The organism is Enterocloster aldenensis (assembly GCF_003434055.1).
Taxonomy (GTDB): domain Bacteria; phylum Bacillota; class Clostridia; order Lachnospirales; family Lachnospiraceae; genus Enterocloster; species Enterocloster aldenensis.
Window position 1 is genome coordinate 1 of sequence record NZ_QVEX01000036.1, and the last position, 5,602, is coordinate 5,602.

At 44.1% G+C, this 5,602-nt stretch carries 6 protein-coding genes; all 6 read right to left on the reverse strand.

The window, feature by feature from the left end:
• On the reverse strand, positions 1-648 hold a 648-nt coding region (locus tag DWX59_RS28230), incomplete at its 3' end, for a relaxase/mobilization nuclease domain-containing protein (RefSeq protein ID WP_148315192.1).
• Positions 609-929: a plasmid mobilization protein gene (locus DWX59_RS28235; protein WP_002595443.1), complete on the reverse strand. Its 321-nt coding sequence runs from the start codon at positions 927-929 to the stop codon at positions 609-611. The genes DWX59_RS28235 and DWX59_RS28230, both read right to left, overlap by 40 nt.
• The gene (locus DWX59_RS28240; RefSeq protein ID WP_002595442.1) at positions 922-1,557 is read right to left on the reverse strand and encodes a hypothetical protein; all 636 of its coding nucleotides are present in this window, start codon (positions 1,555-1,557) and stop codon (positions 922-924) included. Before DWX59_RS28240 ends, DWX59_RS28235 begins: the two co-directional genes overlap by 8 nt.
• 869 nt (positions 1,558-2,426) lie before the next feature.
• Complete coding sequence (locus DWX59_RS28255; protein WP_002595441.1) at positions 2,427-3,809, reverse strand: hypothetical protein; 1,383 nt, start codon at positions 3,807-3,809, stop codon at positions 2,427-2,429.
• Positions 3,810-4,190: 381 nt separating this feature from the next.
• Entirely contained in the window at positions 4,191-4,745 is a 555-nt protein-coding gene (locus DWX59_RS28260; RefSeq protein WP_002595445.1) for a hypothetical protein, read from the reverse strand.
• Between the two features lie 134 nt (positions 4,746-4,879).
• Positions 4,880-5,458: a hypothetical protein gene (locus DWX59_RS29545; protein WP_235845210.1), complete on the reverse strand. Its 579-nt coding sequence runs from the start codon at positions 5,456-5,458 to the stop codon at positions 4,880-4,882.
• Positions 5,459-5,602 lie beyond the last annotated feature (144 nt).

Genomic DNA, 5,602 nt, shown 5'->3' on the forward strand with positions numbered 1-5,602 from the left:
CCCTCTTTCATTCATCAGCCGAATAAAGCTTTCCCGGCTGGTCGCTGTTTCCTTACAGTCCAGGACTGCCAGGGCAATGTCCTGGACATAGCTTTTCACTTTCCCCTGCTCCGCCTGCTTCAGAAGCTGGTACGTCTCTTTTTTCCATGCCACTGTTTCCTCACGTTCCGCTCCTTCAAAGGTCTTTCCCTTTTCTGAGACGTGTAGCCCCTGCTCCCTGCTCTGTGCGTTGCACCGCTCCTTCAGCTCCTGCAGGTCGGCGCTGCTCCACTGCAGCTTGTGCCCGTCCTCAAAATTGACGGAATTAACGATAAAGTGCGTATGGATATGTTTTTTGTCCTTATGGGTAGCCACAAGCACCTCAAACCCTTTCCATGCCGACGTATTCTCTGCAAGCTGTAAGGCGTTCCTGTGTGCCTGCTCCGGCGTGATTTTCTCGTCCTTATGGTAGCTCTGGACAAAGTGCTTGTATGTCCTTCCCCCGGTTTTCTCCCATAGTTCCTTGGTGGCTTGCATTTCGTCCTTTACTGTATCTGGTTCACAGTGCAGACCGCTGACAAGCTTATCCTCTGTCTTTTCCTCTTTTGTCACATAGTCCAGTGCTTGCCCTATGCCTGCTTTTGAAGATACTGCTTTAATAACTGCCATACTTCTCTCACCTCTTTCATGGTGTTAGGAAGCTCTTGCTTATAGTCCACATATCCATTTTCATTCAGCTTCTTGGCTATCTGGTTCAGATTGTTGCCTTGCCTTTTCAGCTCTGGATATATCTCTTTCAGTCCGTCCAGATTGACAATGTTCGACTGTGTGAGGGCTTCAATGATATATTGCTGTTGGCTCTTTCCAGACTGCTCTACTTTTTCTTTTATCTGTGCAAGTTCTTCCTCTGACACTCTTATAACTATCTGCTTCGGTCTTGTCCTATTCATTGATGAAGTCCTCTCTTTCCTTTACCCACTTCTTAATGAGTTCGATTTCCTCGTTCATGTTCGGCTCTTTCTCTGGCTTCCAGTCCGCTCTCATGTCTTTCAGTTCTTCCAGTGCTTCTTCTAAGTCTGCCTTATAGCTTTCTAAATCTTCTTTTTCGCTTGCTATATATTCATCAACACTATTGTAACAAGGCACACACTCATAGCTTGTAAAATCATCATTATACTTGTGGTACACAATGTCTTTCCATTCATCACTTGGCTCTGCTATGTTCTGTTTAGTAATTTCAATGTCGGATTTTATTGTCTCTACGTTCTCCAACATATCCAGATAATGCTCTGGTTCATAACCCAAATTCAATAAGTGATTCAGCAGTGTAGGCTCTGGGAACATTCCGAACCAACAACGCTCGAACCACTGGTCAGCATAATCTCTTTCATCACTTCCATTGGAGTAAGTACCGCCCACCAAATCTCCGACAAAATTCTCTATCAGCTCTCCGATTGTCAGACCATGCTTCCCACACTTTCTCGCCAGTCGGTCACAATCTGCGTCCGACAATTTCACTGTGATTTTTCTCTCTCTGATTGTCTCAATTTCTTTCTGCTGTTCCTCGCCCCAACTCATGCTTTTACCTCTCTTTCTTCTTGGCTATCACTCAACAATTTACCGCATATCTGCGGTCACTCAAAGGGGGATTGAAGGGGGGCTTTGCCACCCTCACAAGTTCTAAAGTGTAGCCGTTAGGCTATCACTTTAGGGAACTTGCAATATATCCGCTACACATAATATAGCATAGTGATAGCCACTTGTCAAGCGGATATATTCGTGCGTGGATTTCGCCAGAAATACAGTGGAGCTTACTTCCTCTTGGGCGACTTTGGAAGTGTAGGAGGGAGACAGTCAAGGGCTTGTTTTTTATCTGCAGTATGAGCTTCGGCTTGCCGATCAGCGAATGCAGCAGATAAAAAATGGTCGCAGACCACCCTTTACTTTCTTCCGCCGGAACAGACAATGAAGCACAAGGGGAAGTGACGGAACGGACGGACAGCCGTTTCCCCCTCCGGCATGATAGCCAACAAAAAAGAGTATCAAGGGAAAACGCTGCGGTCTTTCGACCGCCCTTGACACTCTTTTCCTTATGGCTCTGTTAATAAACAAGGGGAAATGGCTTCTTGTGGGATTTCTGCCACTATGGTATAATGGGCAACGCTACCTCCCCTATACAGGTACAGAAAGGGGTTGTGCCACCATGAGTATATTTTCGTCTTTCTTACTCTCTGTCTTGGCAAGTGTAGTCGCCTACTACATCTGCAAATGGCTGGACGGAGATAAATAGGCGGTAGCTAGCCTAAGGCATAAGCCACCTTGCCACAACGGAATAGAAAAGCCCCGGAGGTCGCAACTCCGGGGCTTTTTGCGTGCCACAATGAGCACTTTCGTCTTTCTTGCCTACTGGCATTATAGCATATGCCTTTCAGCATTTCAAGTATGCCCTACTTCCACCACTTATAAACCGTATGCTTTGCAAGTCCTGTCTCTCGGATGCAGTCCGCTTTTGTTCCCAGAGGGTTGCTTTCTCTCCATTCTTCGACAATCTTCGCCTTGTCTGGTCTCCCTTGTAGAGCTTTGCCCCTGTCCTCATTCATTGTTTCAAGGGTAAAACGTGCGATTTTTAAGTGCGTGGCTTGCTTTCTGCCGTTCCTCTTATTTGGCGGTATGACAACTTTCGTCTGCTTCTCTATCCATTCTCGGCTTGCCATAGTCGAAAGTAGCTTGTTATCAGCTTTGAGGGCTTTCAATGCGTCCTTTACATCTTCCCTTGTAAAATGGTTGTCCTCATCATCTGTAAGGCTCTCCAGATGCTCCAAAAATGAATAGGCATCTTGCCTTATTCGTCTTTCAGATATGCCACATTTCAAGCCATACGCACACAATGCCATGATTGAGAAGTACCTACCGCCTACCTTTACTTCGGTAAAAATCTTGTTCTTCCACCACTCATAAAGGGCTTCATTACACACCCATGTGCCTTTTTTCTTCGGTCTGCCCTCTACAACTCGCTCTTGATACCACTCTGGGTACAGCTTCTTTGCTTCGTCCAGTGACAGCTTACTCTTTTCTTTCTTCGGCTTCTCTGTAAGTACCGATAAATCAACCTTACAGTTCGGTATGCTGTCCTTTATATCTTCCAGAGTATAGCGGTTATCCGACATCTTATAGGCTTTCACTGGGAAGTCTGCCCCCAGCTTGCTCTGGCTCCCAACACACCTAAAGCCTTGATAGATACCTGTTATATCTGGGCTGTCTGGTCTGATACTGCTCGTATCGTTCCATAGTCTGCGGATAAATGCTTCTTTCAGCTCCGCAAGGGTATCTTCCAGATTATGATACAACTGTACTGGCTCTTTCAAAAAGTAATAGGCATGGACACCCTTTCCAGAACTCACAAGGTAGGTCGGTCGGAGCTGCACTCCGTTCCCGAATTGCTTCAAGAGGTTCTTCAACTGCTGTTTTCCGACATAATCAATATCTATTGCAACCGCATACAGTTCATGTGCGTTCTGCTTCGTGTGTGTCTTGCCATAGAACGTGATAGGCGGTATCAGTCCGAACTCGTCCCCTATGACCTTATCAAGCATATTCAGACTATCATCTATAACCCACTGCTTCGTTCTTCCCTTTCCAGATGGTCTTATCTGGGTTGCAATCACATTTCCTTTTCCGTCATGCTCTGCACTCTGTAAGCTCCCCTCTGGGAACAAGTCACGATAGAACTCATGGGGGCTGACCTCTGGAAAACCTCTCTCCAACATCAGCTCCTCTTTATCCCTATATACCTTTCTCCACTCATACATTGTTTTTGTATTTCTACGCATATTTTTCTCCTACTTAGATATATTATATAATATACTGCCCTTACTCCGCCTGACCGCTAATCTTATCAATAGATTTTTGCACCTTTTTCTCTCAAGTATAAGGGAGTTCCTTTTTGGTGTCAATATCTACACCTCACTCCCTCTCGCCTTCACCGCTTATCTTATCAATGAAGTATTTTACCTTTTTCCATCAAGTATAAGGGAGAGCCTTTTTGGTGTCAATATCTACACCTCACTCCCTCTCGCCCTTATCGCTTATCTTATCAATGAATTTATTGCACCTTTTTGACCTCTAAAAAAAGGGAGTGAATTAAGAATATCTCATCCTCACTTCACTCCCTCTTATTTTCATCACTACTCTTACCAATATTTCAGTATTTTCTACTTAGCATCACGAAGAGTTCCTTTCCATACTGCGTATTCGTCACCTTTCTCATCAGTTGCGGTTAATATTGCTTCACAATATGGATTTGATGGTGGATTCGGAGTCGTATATACATAGCTTCGAGAATTAGTTCCTGTATACCCATTATGATCTTCTTCATTTGTATGCCAACTATTTACTCCTTCAGCTCTTGTTACAAGTTTACTGGATTTTAATTTTAATGGATTAGACGTCATAGATGCCTTAACTGTGTACTGCGGTCTTCCAGATGAATCTAAACCATCATAAAAATACTCCATACTTCCTAAAATTCTATTTTCAATATCTAAAGCTGTAGCAGGAATAGGTTCTCGAGAAGAAATTGTGTTTTTTCCATCACACGCAAAATATACTTTATCCAGCAAAACAGATTCTCCATTAGTTGAACGAGTCACCGATTCTACCGCCTCGGTTTCAGCAGGAGCTGTATCTGCTGCAAAACTAACCATATTCATAGCCATCATCATTATTGCTGCCAAAGCTAACGCTACAGATCTGCGAATATTTCTCATTAATTTTCCTCCTATGTCAATGTATTTTTATAGCATCTAAAGCAACAAGTACATTGGCATCCCCTCCTTTTTGTTTTACTATACTATATTTTCAACAAAAAAACATTAATTATATATAACATTTTTATAAAACTTTACTTGACAAATAAATAATATAACACTATCAAAAACGTCCCAATATTACAGACCATACCGCCCCAAAACAGGTATATCTTCAAGCCCTCATATCTGAAAAAGCTGTTTTTGCTTTCCTCCAGCTCCCGGACTTTCTGCTTCATTACGCTTGTAAGCGTATCAGACTGCTTTTCAAGAGCTTTTGTTGCCTTCTGTACCGCCTCTATATTCGCCTGTAACGCCTTTTTTACCTCTTGGACGGTACTTTCTCTGACCTCATCTCTCAGGCTCCCAATTCCGGCTGATATGGCGTTCTGAAGTAGTTCGTTGCTGTTCTCTAACTGCTCGACTTGCTTCTTCAGCTCGCTGATGAGCTGCCTGCTCAGCTCGGCGTCTCTCTGCCTGTTCTGCTCTGCCCTTGCTTGTCCTTGATTTGACTGCTTCATCAATTCCTCGCAGCTCTCGCTCGACAAAGCTAAGGCTTCCTTCAGCAGGCTGTTCTCCAGCTCTGTCCGGCTCTGACGGTTCAGTTCTTGGATCCGTTCTCTCGGACTTGCCTGCTCTGACTTCTGCTGTTCGTGCATTTCTCTCAAACTCATGCTCCAGTTCCTCCTTTCCAAAACCCATGTTGTAGTATTTTTCCAGCTTATTATTACGAATTTTGCAAGCCTTTTCTCCTGCCTGCTTCCTTGCTAAGTCGGTATATGTGATGTATTTGTGGCTGTCCTGCCAGTCCACTCCGT